We start from the raw sequence: 16,945 nt of genomic DNA, 5'->3' as shown, positions 1-16,945 counted from the left end.
GAGGGGAAGTGCAGTCGTGAACATCGAGGTGCCCGCACTCGTACTTGGGGGGATCGCCGCCGCATTCGCGGTCTTCTCCGTCGCCGCGGCCGCGTTAATCGGGCCCAAACGGCGCAATCGCGCCAAACTCGAACCCTATGAGTGCGGTATCGAACCCACTCCCCACGCTATCGCTGGCGGGCCGGGAAATGCTGCTGGCCAGCGCTTTCCGGTGAAGTACTACCTCACCGCGATGCTTTTCATCATCTTCGACATTGAGATCGTTTTTCTCTACCCGTGGGCGGTGCGCTTCGAAGCGCTCGGCCTGTTCGGCTTCGCCGCGATGGCGTTGTTCATCGTCAATGTGTCGGTCGCCTATGCCTACGAGTGGCGTCGCGGCGGCCTGAGCTGGGAATGAGTGGGAAGTTATGGGTCTAGAAGACAATCTGCCAAGCGGATTCCTGCTCAGCACCGTCGAGGATTTCGCCGGTTACCTGCGCAAAGGTTCCGTCTGGCCAGCCACCTTCGGTCTCGCGTGCTGTGCCATCGAGATGATGGCAACGGGCGCTGGCCGCTTCGACATCGCGCGTTTCGGCATGGAAGCGTTCCGTGCGTCGCCACGCCAAGCCGACCTCATGATCGTCGCAGGCCGGGTCAGCCAGAAGATGGCCCCGGTACTGCGGCAGGTTTATGACCAGATGACCGAGCCCAAATGGGTTTTGGCGATGGGTGTTTGCGCGTCGTCGGGCGGCATGTTCAACAACTACGCGATCGTTCAGGGCGTCGACCACATCGTCCCGGTCGACATTTATCTGCCCGGCTGCCCGCCGCGTCCGGAGATGCTGCTCAACGCCATCCTCGCGCTACACGCCAAAATCGCCGAAACCCCGATGGGCGTCAACCGCCAAGAAGCCATCCGCGCTGCGGAAAAGGCCGCGCTCGCAACCACTCCCACCATCCGGATGGAGGGGTTGTTGCGATGACCTTCGACTCCCCCGGTTCAGCCGAAAGCGGTGCCGAACCCACGCCGGAAGAAACCCCAAGCCCGGCGCCTGCACCCCAGCCTGAACCCGACGAACCAATCAGCGTGCGGCGCGGCATGTTTGGCGTGAGCGGCACCGGCGACACCTCCGGTTACGGCGGTCTCGTCGAAACTGTCACGATCCCGTCGAGCACACCGTCGCCCTACGGCGGTTGGTTCGACGCGTTCGTCGGCACCGTGCGCGCCGCCCTCACCCAACGCGCGATCCCGTTCAACGTCGCCATAGCCAAAGTGGTCGTCTTCCGCGACGAAATCACGTTGCATGTGCGGCGCGGTCACCTGCTCGACGTCGCCCAAGCTCTCCGCGACGAACAGGCGCTGCGCTTCGAACTGTGTCTCGGCGTCAACGGGGTGCATTACCCCGACGACACCGGCCGCGAACTGCACGCCATCTACCACCTGCTGTCGATCACCCACCGCCGTCGCGTGCGGCTAGAAGTCACCGCACCCGACAACGACGCGCGCCTGCCATCGCTGTTTTCGGTGTATCCCACCGTCGACTGGCACGAACGCGAAACCTACGACTTCTTCGGCATCGTCTTCGACGGTCATCCGTCACTCACACGCATCATGATGCCCGACGATTGGCGTGGTCACCCGCAACGCAAGGACTACCCGCTCGGCGGGATTCCGGTGGAGTACAAGGGCGCACGGATACCGCCGCCCGACGAGCGGAGGACCTACAGCTAATGACCGACACCGATTTCCGCCACGCGCAAGCGCGCGTGGTCACTGTCGCGGGCCAAGATTGGGCGCAGGTCACCGAAGCCATCGAAGGTGCCAGCGAAGAACGCATCGTGGTCAACATGGGCCCGCAGCACCCGTCAACGCACGGGGTGCTGCGGCTCATTCTCGAAATCGAAGGCGAGACGGTTGTCGAGGCCCGGTGCGGCATCGGCTACCTGCACACCGGGATTGAGAAGAACCTCGAATTCCGCACGTGGGCACAGGCCGTCACGTTCGTCACCCGGATGGACTACCTGTCGCCGTTCTTCAACGAAACCGCGTTCTGCCTTGGCGTAGAGAAACTGCTCGACATCACCGACGACATTCCCGAACGCGCGACGATCGTGCGAGTCATGCTCATGGAGCTCAACCGCATCTCCTCGCATCTCGTCGCCTTGGCAACGGGCGGAATGGAATTGGGTGCGCTCACCCCGATGCTGTTCGGGTTCCGCGAACGCGAACTGGTGCTCGATGTGTTCGAAACCATCACCGGCTTGCGGATGAATCACGCCTACATTCGCCCCGGCGGCCTCGCGCAAGATGTCCCCGACGAGGGCATCACCAAGGTCCGCGAACTGTTGGCACTCATGCCAAAACGGTTGCGCGACTTGGAAGATCTGCTCAGCGCCAACCCCATCTGGAAGAAACGCACCCAGGACATCGGCTACCTCGACCTCACCGGGTGTATGGCGCTCGGCATCACCGGCCCGGTGCTGCGATCGACCGGACTCCCCCACGACCTGCGGAAATCGGCACCGTACTGCGGGTACGAAACCTACGACTTCGATGTCCCGACCACCTCGGGTGCCGACTGTTTCGGCCGCTACCTCATTCGCGTCGCCGAAATGCACGAGTCGCTCAAGATCATCGAACAATGCGTCGACCGGCTCCGCCCGGGCCCGGTAATGATCGACGACAAGAAAATCGCCTGGCCCGCTGACCTGCAACTCGGCCCCGACGGGCTCGGCAACTCGCCGCAGCACATCGGCAAAATCATGGGCACGTCGATGGAATCGCTCATCCACCACTTCAAGATCGTCACCGAAGGCATCAGAGTGCCTGCGGGACAGGTGTATTCAGCTGTTGAGTCGCCGCGAGGGGAACTGGGCGTCCACATCGTCAGCGACGGCGGCACCCGCCCCTACCGCGTGCATTACCGCGACCCCTCGTTCACCAATTTGCAGGCAGTGGCCGCGATGTGTGAGGGCGGCATGGTCGCCGACGTCATCGCCGCGGTCGCCAGCATCGACCCCGTAATGGGCGGAGTTGACCGATGACTGATCAGCCGATCCTGCTCCAATTATCAAGCAGGCCAGAACCGTATCCCCCGCACGTGCGCCAGCGCATGGAAGTCGACGCGAAAGACATTATCGCGCGCTACCCGCAGCCTCGGTCGGCGCTGCTGCCGTTGTTGCACCTCGTGCAGGCCGAAGACGGTTACGTCGGCGGCACCGGCATCGACTTTTGCGCCGACCAACTCGGCCTGACCGGCGCCGAAGTCACCGCGGTTGCCACCTTCTATTCGATGTACCGCCGCGTCCCCACCGGCGACTACCACGTTGGCGTGTGCACCAACACGCTGTGCGCGGTGATGGGCGGCGACGCTATTTACGAAGCGCTGCAACAACATTTGGGTGTCAAACACGGCGAAACGACCGACGACGGCACCATCACGCTCGAACACATCGAATGCAACGCGGCGTGCGATTACGCGCCGGTCATCATGGTCAACTGGGAGTTTTTCGACAACCAAACCCCCGAATCCGCGCTGGCGATCGCCGACGCGTTGCGTGCGGGCCACCGTGTTCGGCCCACCCGTGGCGCACCGCTGTGCACGTTCCGTGAAACCGCGCGCATCCTCGCTGGTTTCCCCGACGACCGCCCGGGTGCGCTCGACGGTGCCCCAGGCGCACCGACGCTCGCCGGATTGCAGTGTGCCACAACGGAAGAGGAGGCGTCGTGACGCTGACTCCCGTCCTGAGCAAGCACTGGGCCGACCCGCAGTCGTGGACACTCGACGCCTACCGCGCCACCGGCGGCTACGAAGGTTTGCGGGCCGCGTTAAACACCGACCCCGACGACGTGATCGCCACCGTCAAAGCCGCTGGCCTGCGCGGTCGTGGTGGCGCGGGCTTCCCGACTGGCATGAAGTGGTCGTTCATCCCGCAGGGTCCAGGCCCTGATGGCGTCACGAAACCGCACTACCTCGTTGTTAACGCCGACGAGTCGGAGCCGGGGACCTGCAAAGACATCCCGTTGATGCTCGCGAGCCCGCACACCTTGATTGAGGGCGTAATCATCGCGTCGTACGCGATCCGGGCCAACACCGCGTTCATCTATGTGCGCGGCGAAGTGGTGCCCGTCCTGCGCCGGCTGCAAGCAGCGGTCGCCGAAGCGTACGCGGCCGGTTACCTCGGTCGCGATATCGCAGGATCGGGCTTTGACCTGGAGTTAATCGTCCACGCCGGTGCGGGTGCTTACATCTGCGGCGAGGAAACCGCGCTACTCGACTCGCTCGAAGGTCGTCGCGGTCAACCACGATTGCGACCCCCGTTCCCCGCCGTCGCAGGCTTGTACGCGTGCCCGACCGTGGTCAATAACGTCGAATCCATCGCGAGCGTGCCATCGATCATGCGCAACGGTGTCGACTGGTTCCGGTCGATGGGCACCGAGAAATCGCCCGGATTCACGCTGTACTCGCTGTCAGGACACGTCGCGCGGCCGGGCCAGTACGAGGCCCCACTGGGGATCACGTTGCGTGAACTGCTCGACTACGCCGGTGGCGTCCGCGCTGGTCACACGCTGAAATTCTGGACACCGGGCGGTTCATCGACCCCGATTTTTACCGCCGAACACCTCGAGGTCCCCCTCGACTACGAAGGCGTCGCGGCGGCCGGTTCGATGCTCGGCACCAAGGCACTGCAAATCTTCGACGACACCACCTGCGTGGTCCGCGCGGTCCTGCGCTGGACCGAGTTCTACGCCCACGAATCCTGCGGCAAATGCACACCCTGCCGCGAAGGCACGTACTGGTTGGTTCAGCTGCTCAAGCGCCTCGAAGCGGGCGAAGGCACCGAGGGCGACCTCGACAAGCTCGCTGACATCGCCGACAACATCAACGGCAAATCGTTCTGCGCGCTCGGTGACGGTGCCGCGAGTCCAATCTTTTCGTCGCTCAAGCACTTTCGCGAGGAATACCTCGACCATCAGCGCAACGGCGGCTGCCCGTTCGATCCGGCGCGCGCCACCGCGTGGGCCAGCGCAGGGGAAGGCACCCAATGACCGCGATAGCACCCGGCAACAGCAACCCCGTCATGCCAACCGACATGGTCAGCGTCACCATCGACGACACCACCATCGAAGTCCCGCCCGGCACCCTCGTTATCCGGGCGGCCGAGTTGATTGGTGTCGAGATCCCACGTTTCTGCGACCATCCCCTTCTCGCCCCGGCTGGCGCGTGCCGCCAGTGCCTTGTTGAGGTGGAAGGTCAACGAAAACCGGTCGCGTCCTGCACGATTCCCGTCACCGACGGCATGGTCGTGCGCACCCAGGTCAGCTCACCCGTCGCGGAAAAAGCGCAGCGTGGCGTCATGGAGTTGCTGCTGATCAACCATCCGCTCGACTGCCCGGTGTGCGACAAGGGTGGCGAGTGCCCGCTGCAAAACCAGGCGATGTCGACCGGCAGCGCGGAGTCGCGGTTCGACGGGGTCAAACGCACCTATCCCAAGCCGATTCCGTTGTCGTCGGCGGTGCTGCTCGACCGGGAACGCTGCGTCCTGTGCGCGCGGTGCACTCGCTTCTCGCAGCAGGTCGCCGGTGACCCGTTTATCGAATTAATGGATCGTGGTGCGCTGCAACAGGTTGGCACCGCCCAAGCCGAGCCACTCGATTCCTATTTCTCCGGCAACACCGTCCAAATCTGCCCGGTCGGCGCACTGACCGGCACCTCGTACCGGTTCCGCGCCCGCCCGTTCGACCTGGTCTCGTCACCGAGCGTGTGCGAGCACTGTTCATCGGGCTGCGCGCAACGCACCGACCATCGACGCGGAAAAGTGTTGCGTCGCTTGGCTGGTGACGACCCGCAGGTCAACGAGGAATGGAACTGCGACAAGGGCCGGTGGGCATTTGCCTACACCACCGAACGTGACCGCCTCACCACCCCGCTTGTGCGCGGATGGGATGGCAAACTCGCGCCCGCGTCGTGGTCGGAAGCACTCGCCGCGGCGGCCGCGGGGCTTAGCGGCGCGGTCGGCAACGCGGGCGTGCTCGTCGGTGGGCGAGTTACTGAGGAAGAGGCATACGCGTACGCGAAGTTCGCGCGAATGGTGTTGGGCACCAACGATATTGACTTCCGTTCCCGCGAGCATTCCGATGAAGAAGCGCGTTTCCTCGCGGCACGCGTCGCGGGTAGGGGTGTGCGTGTCGACTACGCGGCGCTCGAAACCGCGCCGGTGGTGTTGCTTGTTGGGTTTGAACCCGAAGAAGAATCCCCCATGATTTACCTTCGCCTGCGAAAAGCCGCACGCACCAACGGGATTCGTGTAGTCGCACTCGCCCCGTTCGCGTCACGTGGCCTGGAACGCATGTCCGGTTCACTGATCCAAACCCTGCCGGGCGGCGAGGCCGACATGCTCGACGCGATCGCCGCCGAACCAACCAGCGACGCCGCCGAGCTGATGGAGCTGCTGCGATCGGGTGGTGCGGTGATCATGGTCGGCGAACGACTCGCAGGCAGTATCGGCGCACTATCGGCGGCGAGTCGGTTGGCCGACGCAACGGGCGCCGCGCTGGCGTGGGTACCTCGGCGAGCAGGCGAACGGGGCGCGCTGGAGGCGGGCGCGCTGCCAGAGTTGTTGCCTGGCGGTCGGCCGGTAGTGGATCCGATTGCGCGCCAACAAGTTCGACACCAGTGGCAGTGCGACGACTTGCCTGTCACGCTGGGGCGCGACACCGCAGCCATCCTCGCTGCCGCACCCACTCTGGGCGCACTGATCGTCGGCGGCGTCGACCCCGACGACCTGCCTGACCCAGTCGCCGCGCGCGCGGCGATCGACGCGGCCCGTTTCGTTGTCAGCATCGAACAGCGCGCAAGCGCGGTCACTGAACGCGCCGACGTGGTGTTCCCCGTCGCGACCACGTTGGAAAAGTCGGGCACGTTCCGCACATGGGAGGGTCGCCCGCGCTCGTTCAAAGCAGCGTCGATCGACACCACGCGTCGCGTCGCGCGGCCGCTGTCGGATCTGCGGGTACTCGACTCCCTGTCTGTCGCGATGGAAACCCCGCTCGGCCTGCCCGACGAGGTCACCGCGCGCACTGAACTCGACGCCCTCGGGTCGTGGACCGGCACACCTGTCGAATCGCCCGACCTCACCGGCCAATCACTGCCCGGTCCGGGTCCCGGCGACGCGATCCTCGCTGGCTGGCGCATGCTGCTCGACGCCGGTCGCATGCAGGACGGCGAACCGAACCTGGCAGGCGTCGCACGCCCGCCTGTGGCGCGACTGTCCGCTGCCACCGCCGCCGAAATCGAAGCCGACGACGCCGATCACGTGATCGTCTACACCGACCGCGGCCAAATCACGTTGCCGCTGATGATCACCGATTTGCCCGACCGCGTCGTCTGGCTGCCGCTGCATTCGCCCGGGTCGACGGTCACCGCCACGCTCGGCGTCACCCCAGGCGCGGTGGTACGTCTGCGCCGCGCCGACGACAGGATGAAGGAACACCGCCATGAGTGAGTCCCTGTTCGGCTCCGACCCGTTCTGGCTTGTCGTCGCCAAAGCGCTCGCGGTGTTCGTGTATTTGCTGATGATTCCGCTGGTCGCGGTGTATGCCGAACGCAAGATCGTCGCGCGCATGCAGATGCGCATCGGGCCTAACCGAATTGGTCCGTGGGGCAGTCTGCAATCGGTCGCCGACGGCGTGAAGATGGCGCTCAAAGAAGACATCATCCCGGCGATCGTCGACAAACCGATCTTCGTGCTCGCCCCGATCATCGCGGTGATTCCGGCGTTTATGGCGTTCGCGGTGATCCCGATGGGCCCCGAAGTCTCCATCATGGGCCATCACACCGCTTTACAGCTCACCGATATGCCCGTCGCTGTGCTCTACATTCTCGCGATCACCTCGATCGGGGTGTACGGGATCGTGCTCGCGGGCTGGTCGTCCGGTTCCACTTACCCGCTGCTCGGCGGGTTGCGGTCGACCGCGCAGGTCATTTCGTATGAGATCGCGATGGCACTCACGTTCGCGACGGTGTTTCTGTTGTCAGGCACGATGTCGACTTCGGGCATTGTCGGTGCGCAGGAAAGCACCTGGTACGTGGTGTTTTTGCTGCCGTCGTTCACGATCTACTGCGTGTCGATGGTCGGCGAGACCAACCGCGCCCCCTTCGACCTCCCCGAAGCCGAAGGCGAACTCGTCGGCGGCTTCCACACCGAGTACTCGTCGCTCAAGTTCGCGATGTTCATGCTCGCCGAATACGTGAACATGGCAACGGTTTCCGCGCTCGCGACCACGCTGTTCCTCGGTGGGTGGCGCGCCCCGTTCCCGGTGAGCATCTGGGACGGCGCGAATTCAGGGTGGTGGCCGCTGCTGTGGTTCACCGCGAAGGTGTGGACGTTCCTTTTCGTCTTCATTTGGTTGCGTGGCACCCTGCCCCGACTGCGCTACGACCAGTTCATGAACCTCGGCTGGAAGCTGCTGATTCCCACGTCGCTGGTCTGGGTGATGATCGTCGCCGCCGCGCGTTTGCTGTCGGTGGAGGGCCTGCCGGGGCAAAACCCGATTCTGATCGTGGTCGGGTTGATCATCACCGCCGCGCTCATCGCGACGTTCCTCCGAGCTGGTCGCGCGAAAGGGTTGCCGCCGCTCGAACCGACACCCCCGTCGAATTCGGCTGTGTTCCTTGGCTTTCCGACACCACCGATGCCCGACCGCACCGACCTGGTCAACGAACCCGGCTTCCTCGACCCACTCGCCGGTTTCGCCGTCACCGCGGCGACAATGTTCAAAACGCCGACAACCGAGTCCTATCCCGAGCAGAAGGTGCCGACCGCGGCGCGCTATCACGGTCGCCACCAACTCAACCGCTACCCCGACGGCTTGGAGAAGTGCATCGGGTGCGAACTGTGCGCGTGGGCGTGCCCGGCGGACGCGATTTTCGTTGAAGGTGCCGACAACACCGAAGACGCCCGGTACTCGCCCGGCGAACGGTACGGCCGGGTATATCAAATCAACTACCTGCGCTGCATCGGTTGCGGACTGTGCATCGAAGCGTGCCCCACTCGCGCGCTCACGATGACCAACGAGTACGAACTCACCGACGACAACCGCGCCGACCTCATTTACGAGAAGGACCGGCTGTTGGCGCCGATGGCCGAGGGAATGGTCGCGCCGCCGCACGCGATGGCGCCGGGCACCGACGCCGCCGACTACTACCTTGGTCGCGTGCAGGCACCGGATGTGTCGGACGAGGGGGCGTTGCGATGACAACCACCTTGCTTGCGGCGAACGTCGTCAACACCTCGACCGGCGAAGCTGTCCTGTTCTGGGTACTCGCGCCCATCACCGTTCTGGGCGCGCTGGGCATGGTTACCGCTGCGAAAGCGGTCCATTCGGCGGTGTGTTTGGCCGCGACGATGATCGCGCTCGCGATGTTCTACATGGCCCAGGGCGCACTGTTCCTCGGCGTGGTGCAGATCGTGGTGTACACGGGCGCGGTGATGATGCTTTTCCTGTTCGTCCTCATGCTCGTCGGCGTCGATTCCGCTGAGTCCTTGAAGGAAACCCTTGCGGGCCAACGTATTTCGGCGGCCATCGTTGGCATCGGGTTCGGTTTACTACTGATGGGCGGTATCGGCGCCGCGCTACGCGACTCGCGCACTAACCTGTCCGGGCGCGGTTTCGGCGACCGCGACGTGATCGCGGAACTCGCTGATCTGATCTTCTTCCGCTACGTCTGGGCCTTCGAACTTACGGGCGCCCTGCTGATTACCGCGACGATCGGCGCGATGATCCTCGCGCACCGCGACCAACTCACGCCCAAACGTGGGCAACGCGAAATGTCACGTGACCGCTTCCGCACCGAGGGTCAACGCGCGACGCCGCAGCCAACGCCCGGCGTTTACGCCCGGCACAACGCTGTCGACTCCCCCGCCCAGTTGCCCGACGGCACCTTCGCTGAGCTGTCGGTGAGCACGATCTTGCGGCACCGTCGCACGCGCGCGGTGATGTCGGCGGCGGCAACCCCGGGCGTCACGCGCGGTCGCCACGCTGCCGCCGACGACAGCGACACCCATCTCGACGAGGAAGGCAACCGGTGAACCCCCAGAATTACCTGTTCCTGTCGGCGATCCTGTTCACCATTGGTGCCGCCGGAGTGTTGTTGCGGCGCAACGCGATCATCGTGTTCATGTGCGTTGAACTGATGCTCAACGCGGTGAACCTCGCGTTCGTCACCTTCGCTCGCCTGCATAGCAATCTCGATGGGCAGGTCATCGCGTTCTTTACCATGGTTGTCGCTGCCGCCGAGGTTGTTGTCGGGTTGGCGATCATCATGACCATTTTCCGCGCCCGTCGGTCGACCTCGGTCGACGACGCCAACCTGCTGCGGCTCTGACATGGGTACCGCGACGCTGTGGCTCACGCCCGCGATTCCGCTTGCTGGCGCGGTCGTCCTGTTATTGGGCGGCCGACGCACCAATAGTTGGGGCCCGTATTTCGCGACCGGTGCGGCGCTCGCGTCGTTCGCCGTTGGGGTTGTCGCCTTCGTCGCGATGCTTGGTCGGAGCGAAGGTAACCGGGCGCTGCACCTCGACCTTTTCCCCTGGGTTGTTGTCGGTGACCTGCACGTCGACTTCGCGTTCCAACTCGACCAGCTGTCCATGTGTTTCGTGTTGCTGATCACCGGCGTCGGCTCACTCATTCACGTGTATTCGCTCGGTTACATGAGCAAAGACCCCGGTATCCGCCGTTTCTTCGGCTACCTCAACCTGTTCCTCGCGGCGATGCTCGTGCTTGTCCTCGCCGACAACTACCTTGTCCTGTTCCTCGGGTGGGAAGGCGTCGGCCTCGCGTCGTATCTGCTGATCGGTTTCTGGTACCAGAAACCGTCGGCGGCCACGGCAGCGAAGAAGGCGTTCATCGTCAACCGCATCGGCGATCTTGGTCTCGTGATCGCGATGGCGGTGCTGTTCACCGTGTTTGGTTCGCTCGACTTCCGCACTGTTTTCGCTGCCGCACCGCATGCGAGTGAAAGCACCCTCACGTGGCTTGGCCTGCTGTTGTTGCTCGCGGCGTGTGGCAAGTCCGCGCAGGTCCCGCTGCAATCGTGGCTCGGCGACGCGATGGAAGGGCCGACCCCGGTGTCGGCGCTGATCCACGCCGCGACCATGGTCACCGCTGGCGTGTATCTGATCGCCCGTTCGAACGCGATTTACGACCTTGCCCCGGGCGCTCGCGCGGCGGTGCTTGCCGTTGGCGCGGTCACGCTGCTGTTCGGCGCGATCGTCGGTTGCGCGAAAGACGACATCAAGAAGGCGCTCGCCGCATCGACGATGAGCCAGGTCGGCTACATGATCCTCGCCGTCGGGCTCGGCCCCGCCGGGTATGCGGTCGGGATCATGCACCTGCTCACGCACGGTTTCTTCAAAGCGGGACTGTTCCTCGGCGCGGGCTCGGTGATGCACGCCAACAACGACGAAACCGACATGCGCCGCTACGGCGGCCTGCGCAAACTCATGCCCATCACGTTCATTACCTTCGGCATCGGTTACCTCGCGATCATCGGGGTTCCACCGTTCTCCGGCTTCTTCTCCAAAGACCGAATCATCGAAGCCGCGTTCGACCACGGCGGTTCCGTCGGCATCCTCCTTGGCGGCGTCACCTTGCTCGGTGCGGGCATCACCGCGTTCTACATGACGCGCGTGCTGATCATGACGTTCTTCGGTGCCCCACGGTGGAAGCCAGACACGCACCCGCACGAAGCGCCCGCGGTCATGACTGGCCCGATGATCCTCATCGCGCTCGGTTCGGCGGCAGCGGGCGGGATTTTCGTGTGGGGGTCGTCGCTGCAACATTGGCTCGCGCCGGTCGTCGGGGAACACCACGGGGAAGCCGCCATCCCAGCATCGGTTGTCACCGGGCTCGCGTTGACCGTCGTCCTGATCGGCGTCGCGATCGCCTACCGCATGTACGCCGAGCAACCGATCCCCGAAACCGCGCCGCAAAAAGTGGGGCCGCTGGTCAAGGCCGCGCGTCACGACCTCTATGCCGAAGCGTTCAACCGCGCGGTGTTCGAACGGCCCGGTCAGTACCTGGTTCGCGCGCTGGTTTTCCTTGACGCGCGCGGTGTCGACGGCGTTGTGAACGGGATTTCGGCCAGCATCGGTGGTCTGTCGGCCCGGTTGCGACGTGTCCAAACAGGTTTCGTTCGCTCGTATGCCCTGTCCATGTTCACCGGCGCGGCCCTGGTTGCCGCCGCCCTGCTCGCGGTGAGGTTCTGGTGAACTCGTTCCCTTGGTTGACCACGTTGTGGCTTGCTCCCGCTGTTGGCGCGGTCGCGGTACTCGCGGTGCCCCCGGGTCGTCGCACGATCGCGCGGGTGCTCGCGTTCGCTGTGTCGGTCGGCGTCCTCGTCCTCGCGGTGGTGCTCGCGATTCGGTTCGTCCCCGGCGGCGACCACTACCAATTCGTTGAATCACACGAGTGGATCCCGGCATTCGGCGTTGGGTACACGCTGGGTCTCGACGGGATCGCCGCTGCGCTCGTACTGCTCACGACGGCGTTGATGCCGGTGTTGATCCTCGCCGGGTGGCGTGACGACCAGGCTGCGGGCGACGGCCGTCGAACAACGCAGATTTATCTGGCGCTGATGCTGCTCGTCGAGTCAATGGTGCTGATCTCGTTCGTCGCGCTCGACATTCTGCTGTTCTACGTGTTCTTCGAAGCGATGCTGATCCCGATGTACTTCCTCATCGGCGGTTTCGGCCCGCGCACCGACGACGCGGCGGTCCGCGCGCAACGGTCCCGCGCCGCGGTGAAGTTCTTGCTGTACAACCTCTTTGGTGGCCTGATCATGTTGGCCGCTGTGATCGGGCTGTATGTCCTCACCGCTAAAGCACACCTGGGCACTACGTCGGCGGGCACGTTCGACCTTCGCACTATCGTGACCGCCGCGAACGACGGCACGCTCGGCGGCAGCGCGGTCCTGCTCAACGCGTTGTTCCTCGGGTTCATGTTCGCGTTCGCGGTCAAAGCGCCGCTGTGGCCGCTGCATACGTGGTTGCCCGACGCCGCAGTCTCGGCGACACCGGCGAGCGCGGTGCTGATGATGGCCGTCGTCGACAAGGTCGGCACGTTCGGCATGCTGCGCTACTGCCTGCTGATTTTCCCTGTTGCCTCAAGCACTTTCGCGTCGTTGATCATCACGCTCGCCGTGATCGGCATCATCTACGGCGCATTGCTGGCGATCGGCCAAACCGACGTGATGCGACTCATCGCTTACACGTCGATCTCGCACTTCGGGTTCATCATCCTCGGTATCTTCGCGATGACAAGCCAATCCCAGTCTGGCGCAACGCTTTACATGGTCAACCACGGGCTTTCGACGGCCGCGTTGTTCCTCATCGCTGGCTTCCTCGTCAGCAGGCGCGGCACCCGGATGATCGCCGCGTTTGGCGGCGTACAGAAGGTCGCACCGGTGCTGGCGGGCACGTTCTTCATCGCCGGCCTCGCCACGCTTTCGCTCCCCGGGCTCGCCCCGTTCATCAGTGAATTCCTTGTGCTCATCGGCTCCTTCGACAAGTACGCGGTCGCGACGGTGTTCGCCGCGTTCGCGCTGGTCCTCGCCGCGATTTACATCCTGTGGACCTACCAGCGGATGATGACCGGCCCGGTGAAGGAAGGCAACGAGGGAATGCGCGACCTGCGACCGCGCGAGCTCGCCGTTGTCGTGCCGCTGCTGGTCGCGCTCCTTGTGCTCGGTTTTTACCCGAAACCCATCCTGGACCTCGTCGACCCCGCCGTGGGCAACACCCTGTCGACCATCGGTAAACACGACCCGAAGCCAACGGTCCCGACGCCTGAAGCGGGCGCGGTCACTCTCGCACCGACAGGTAGCCACAAATGAGGACGGACGCCGTGACCTTGCTCGCCGCACCCCTGCCCGCCCCGAGCATCGAATACCACCTCCTCGCCCCGATGTTGATCGTGTTCGGGGCGGCGGTACTGGGTGTTCTGGTGGAAGCCTTTGTCCCACAGTCCTTTCGGTTCCGCATTCATATCGGGATCGGGGTCGTCGCGATTGTCGGCGCGCTCGTCGCGGTCGGGTTGCTTTCGCACACCCAAGCCACCGCGATGATGGGGGCGGTCGCGATCGACGGCGTCTCCCTGTTTTTGCAAGGCACGATCCTGGTGATCGCCCTGCTCGGGCTGTTGCTCATCGCCGAGCGCGGCGCGGTGCCACGTCGACCGGTACGCAGCGGGCCCGGCACGTGGCGTGCGGTCGCTGTCCTCGACCGTGACGGTGCCGACGCGTTCACTCCGCAGGCGTCGTCGGTACCGGGCAGCGCGCAAGAGTTGACGGCCGTGCGCGCGGGGTTGGTGACCACTGAGGTTTTCCCACTCACCCTGCTCGCGCTCGGTGGACTGCTGTTGTTCCCGGCGGCGAATGACCTGCTCACGATGTTCATCGCGTTGGAAGTGCTGTCACTTCCGCTGTACTTGCTGTGTGGGCTCGCACGCCGCAAGCGGTTGTTGTCGCAGGAAGCGGCGCTGAAGTATTTCCTGCTCGGCGCGTTCGCGTCCGCGTTCTTCCTGTACGGCGTCGCACTGCTGTACGGGCACACCGGAACGGTGAGCCTGCCCGGTATCGCCGCGGCGTTGCAGCGCGAACCCGACGATGCGACGCTCGCGGTGCTTGGCATGGCGATGTTGGCGGTTGGTTTGCTGTTCAAGATCGGTGCCGTGCCGTTCCAGGCGTGGGTGCCCGATGTGTATCAGGGTGCGCCGACGCCGATCACCGCGTTTATGGCGGCGGCAACGAAGATCGCGGCGGTCGGCGCGACCATGCGGGTGCTGTTCGTCGGGCTCGACGCGTTGCGGTCGGATTGGCGACCCGTCCTCGCGGCGATCGCGATCGCGACGATGGCGGTCGGCGCGGTCATGGCGATCACCCAAACCGACGTGAAACGCCTGCTCGCGTATTCGTCGGTCGCGCACGCGGGCTTCTTGCTCGTTGGTCTCGTCGCCGACGACGCAGCTGGCATCGCCGCTGTCCTGTTCTATTCCGCCGCATACGGGTTGAGCACGGTTGGGGCGTTCGCGGTGCTCACGCTCGTGCGGGATTCGGCGGGCGACGAGGTCACCGCGCTGTCGCAGTGGGCGGGATTGGGGCGCCGATCCCCTTGGCTCGCTTCGGTTTTCGCGCTATTGCTGCTGTCGTTCGCCGGTCTGCCATTGACGAGCGGGTTCATCAGCAAGTTCGGTGTCTTCGCGGCAGCGGCCGGTGCGGGGTACATCCCGATCGTGATCGTCGGTGTGGTGTGCAGCGCGGTCGCCGCGTTTTTCTACCTGCGGGTGATCGTGCTGATGTTCTTCACCGACCCGCCCGCCGACGCCCCGGTCGTCACGGCGCCGTTCGCGACCACGCTCGTGATCGCGTTCAGCGCGGGCGCGACGCTCCTGCTTGGCATTTTCCCGCAACCCTTGCTCGACCTGGCCGATTCGGCAGCGACGTTGCTCCGATAGTGAGCGGTTGGCTAGTTGTAGGACTTCGCGACGCCGTCGAGTAGGTGTTCCAGGGTGTCGTAGGCGGGGGCGTCGACGACGTCGATGAGGTCGGTCGGCACCGTCACGTCGCGCTTGGCGGCGAGGGCGGCGAACTGGGCGTTGTCGCCGGTGCGGAACCCGTGTTCGACGGCGAGGCGGCGGAGTTCGGCGTTGTCGGTGAGGAGTCGACCAAGCTTGTCGCCGCCCGCGTTGAACGGCACAAGTGTGTGGTTGGACAGCACTGTCGGCGACGGGTAGGTCAACACCATGCCCGGTTTGATCTTGTTCTGTCCTGCCGCTTCCACGAATTGTGCTTCGTAAACGCACACCATCGGGGTTGGCCCCATGCCGCCAGTGAGGTACTGACTGAACGGGCCTTCGCTGGAGGTGTCGGTAAACCCTTGTGTGAGAAACAGTTTCGTCAGCGCGGGCAGCACGTGTGCCTCGGCGTTCGCGCCACGCACGATCGTGTGCTCGTTAGCCACATACGCCGCGATCGACAGGAACATCGCCGCGGAATTGGAACTGCGCGGGTCGGTGGTCGACACCAGAATGTTTTTGGCGACCGGGTACGTCGTGTTGTCGGGCAGCGCGTCCCACTGCACGCCTTGCGCGACGAGGTCGAGGTAGCGGTCCATGTCGAACGTCGCGACGGGCCCGGGTTTGATCACGCCAGCGCTGGTGAGCAGGTCAGCGATGGGCTGGTACGTCGCGATCGCGATCGGCGACGAGAACGGCGTGTATTTCGTTGTGACGTTCCGTTGGCGGGCGACTCGTTCAGCGGCGGGCCCGCTCGACGGGAACGCGAAGTCGTAAGCGGCCAGGTCGACGGTCGTCGCGATCTGGCGCGACCCCGCTGGTTCGACGTCGACGCGTAACCCGTTGTCGGCCAGGATTTTCACCACGTTCGCGTCGTGGAAGAACGCGACCTTTTCCGACCCGACCACCCCGTGTACGCCGACCAGCGCGGGCGCGGCGGAGTGTTCGCCTCGGTCAGGAAGCAACGCGACACCGGCGGTCGCGGCGGCGACCACTCCGGCGGCGCCGAGCGACAGTTGCACGATGCCGCGACGCCCGACTCGACGCGGCGACGCGGTGAACGGCAAAACTTCCGGCGCGACTTCACCAGGAACCGCGCGTGGGGTCGGGGTCGCACCAACCCGCACGGTGGGGTCGGGGTCGGCGAGTTCGGTCCGCACGATGCGTTCGACCAGGATCGGCACGAATTCGCGGATCGGTTTGCCTTCGAAGCGGGTGTGCGCGGCGCCGATCGCGGAGCTGACCTGTTCGGCGGGGACGCTGGCGGCGAGGTCTTCGACCAGGCTTTCGGTCATTCGACGCATCGCGAGCGTTTCACGCTCGACGGCATCGGTTGCTTCGTCGGGGGTCACGCGCGACACGTCTATTCTCCTGGTTCACTCGGGGGCC

General features: G+C 64.7%; 14 protein-coding genes. 13 read left to right on the top strand and 1 reads right to left on the bottom strand.

The genetic code is table 11. The features are described 5' to 3' along the window. Positions 1-16: 16 nt before the first annotated feature. The 13 genes from IEX78_RS01955 to nuoN are packed head-to-tail and all read left to right on the top strand — an operon-like array spanning position 17 to position 15,496. Positions 17-397 carry an NADH-quinone oxidoreductase subunit A gene (locus IEX78_RS01955; protein ID WP_188826966.1) on the top strand — a complete coding sequence of 127 codons (381 nt, stop codon included), beginning with the start codon at positions 17-19 and terminating at the stop codon, positions 395-397. Between the two features lie 10 nt (positions 398-407). Beyond that, positions 408-962: a NuoB/complex I 20 kDa subunit family protein gene (locus IEX78_RS01950; protein ID WP_188826965.1), complete on the top strand. Its 555-nt coding sequence runs from the start codon at positions 408-410 to the stop codon at positions 960-962. Beyond that, positions 959-1,711, top strand: coding sequence for an NADH-quinone oxidoreductase subunit C (locus tag IEX78_RS01945; RefSeq protein ID WP_188826964.1), 753 nt, complete (start codon positions 959-961; stop codon positions 1,709-1,711). Before IEX78_RS01950 ends, IEX78_RS01945 begins: the two co-directional genes overlap by 4 nt. Then, positions 1,711-3,024, top strand: coding sequence for an NADH dehydrogenase (quinone) subunit D (nuoD, locus tag IEX78_RS01940; RefSeq protein ID WP_188826963.1), 1,314 nt, complete (start codon positions 1,711-1,713; stop codon positions 3,022-3,024). The genes IEX78_RS01945 and nuoD overlap by 1 nt, the downstream gene beginning before the upstream one ends. Further along, positions 3,021-3,710: an NADH-quinone oxidoreductase subunit NuoE gene (gene nuoE / locus IEX78_RS01935; protein ID WP_188826962.1), complete on the top strand. Its 690-nt coding sequence runs from the start codon at positions 3,021-3,023 to the stop codon at positions 3,708-3,710. The genes nuoD and nuoE overlap by 4 nt, the downstream gene beginning before the upstream one ends. Then, positions 3,707-5,029, top strand: a complete 1,323-nt coding sequence (gene nuoF, locus IEX78_RS01930) for an NADH-quinone oxidoreductase subunit NuoF (RefSeq protein WP_188826961.1) — start codon at positions 3,707-3,709, stop codon at positions 5,027-5,029. Before nuoE ends, nuoF begins: the two co-directional genes overlap by 4 nt. Continuing rightward, positions 5,026-7,485 carry an NADH-quinone oxidoreductase subunit G gene (locus tag IEX78_RS01925; RefSeq protein ID WP_188826960.1) on the top strand — a complete coding sequence of 820 codons (2,460 nt, stop codon included), beginning with the start codon at positions 5,026-5,028 and terminating at the stop codon, positions 7,483-7,485. Before nuoF ends, IEX78_RS01925 begins: the two co-directional genes overlap by 4 nt. Further along, a complete protein-coding gene (gene nuoH / locus IEX78_RS01920; protein ID WP_188826959.1) occupies positions 7,478-9,238 on the top strand; it encodes an NADH-quinone oxidoreductase subunit NuoH in 1,761 nt (586 codons plus the stop codon). Before IEX78_RS01925 ends, nuoH begins: the two co-directional genes overlap by 8 nt. After that, positions 9,235-10,071 carry an NADH-quinone oxidoreductase subunit J gene (locus tag IEX78_RS01915; protein WP_188826958.1) on the top strand — a complete coding sequence of 279 codons (837 nt, stop codon included), beginning with the start codon at positions 9,235-9,237 and terminating at the stop codon, positions 10,069-10,071. Before nuoH ends, IEX78_RS01915 begins: the two co-directional genes overlap by 4 nt. Further along, entirely contained in the window at positions 10,068-10,367 is a 300-nt protein-coding gene (gene nuoK / locus IEX78_RS01910; RefSeq protein WP_188826957.1) for an NADH-quinone oxidoreductase subunit NuoK, read from the top strand. Before IEX78_RS01915 ends, nuoK begins: the two co-directional genes overlap by 4 nt. A 1-nt stretch (position 10,368) precedes the next feature. Next, positions 10,369-12,255 (top strand): NADH-quinone oxidoreductase subunit L, encoded by a 1,887-nt coding sequence (gene nuoL, locus IEX78_RS01905; RefSeq protein WP_188826956.1) that lies wholly within the window; start codon positions 10,369-10,371, stop codon positions 12,253-12,255. Further along, entirely contained in the window at positions 12,252-13,877 is a 1,626-nt protein-coding gene (locus tag IEX78_RS01900) for an NADH-quinone oxidoreductase subunit M (protein WP_188826955.1), read from the top strand. The genes nuoL and IEX78_RS01900 overlap by 4 nt, the downstream gene beginning before the upstream one ends. Further along, positions 13,874-15,496, top strand: coding sequence for an NADH-quinone oxidoreductase subunit NuoN (nuoN, locus tag IEX78_RS01895; protein ID WP_188826954.1), 1,623 nt, complete (start codon positions 13,874-13,876; stop codon positions 15,494-15,496). The genes IEX78_RS01900 and nuoN overlap by 4 nt, the downstream gene beginning before the upstream one ends. Before the next feature lie 11 nt (positions 15,497-15,507). Here the strand turns inward: nuoN and IEX78_RS01890 are convergent, their stop codons facing one another. Then, the gene (locus IEX78_RS01890; protein WP_229683649.1) at positions 15,508-16,917 is read right to left on the bottom strand and encodes a three-helix bundle dimerization domain-containing protein; all 1,410 of its coding nucleotides are present in this window, start codon (positions 16,915-16,917) and stop codon (positions 15,508-15,510) included. Positions 16,918-16,945: the final 28 nt, after the last annotated feature.

This window comes from Nocardia camponoti (assembly GCF_014646135.1).
GTDB classification, from domain to species: Bacteria; Actinomycetota; Actinomycetes; order Mycobacteriales; family Mycobacteriaceae; genus Nocardia; species Nocardia camponoti.
This window is presented reverse-complemented; position numbering and strand designations above follow the sequence as displayed.